The 663-nt window shown below is 61.8% G+C and carries 1 protein-coding gene; it reads right to left on the minus strand.

From position 1 onward, the window contains the following. Positions 1-77: 77 nt before the first annotated feature. Positions 78-663, minus strand: a 586-nt coding sequence (locus C7C56_RS27035; protein WP_146204666.1) for a right-handed parallel beta-helix repeat-containing protein, incomplete at its 5' end; no start/stop codon positions are given.

Genomic DNA, 663 nt, shown 5'->3' on the forward strand with positions numbered 1-663 from the left:
ACTAGTTATATGGGGTCAGGAAGCTGATGCCCGAGGTGCCGTAAGGGGAATACGCGCTGGTGTTGGAGACGCGGTTGTTATCGATCGTCACATAATCGGTGAAGTTGGCCGCGATGCCGCCACCGGCGGGTGTCGCGCACGATGTTGTTGCGCACGACGACGTGGTGGGTCTTTTTGAGCGTCTTGCCGGTCACGCTGATGCCGTTCGAATCGACGATGGCGCGGATGTATTTTTGCGGCGTCATCTTCGAGTACGCCAGCGCCAGGTCGTTCTGCTCCTTCGCTTCGGCCAGTGTGACCTGCTTGACGTGGCCCTCGACTTCAAACCCGTCGATCACGATATACGACGCGTCGCGCACTTCGATGCCGTGGTTGTTGACGCCCTTGGTGGTCTTGATCAGCGGGCGCTCGCCCGGAAAGTTGCGGTACGTGATGGGCGCGCCTTCGGTGCCCGAACGATTGACCAACAGCACCGTGTAGTTGGTGGCGCTCGTGTAGGTGCCTTTGCGCACCAGTACGGTCTGGCCGGGCTGCAGCATGCCGTGGGCTTTCTGCAAGGTGGCCCATGGACGCTCTTCGGTGCCCGGGTTGTTGTTGTTGCCGGTTCGGACGTCCACGTAGAACACATTGACCGCGCCCGCCGGCGCCAGCGTGGCGCCGGCG

This window comes from Massilia glaciei, from assembly GCF_003011895.2.
GTDB lineage: Bacteria > Pseudomonadota > Gammaproteobacteria > Burkholderiales > Burkholderiaceae_D > Telluria_A > Telluria_A glaciei.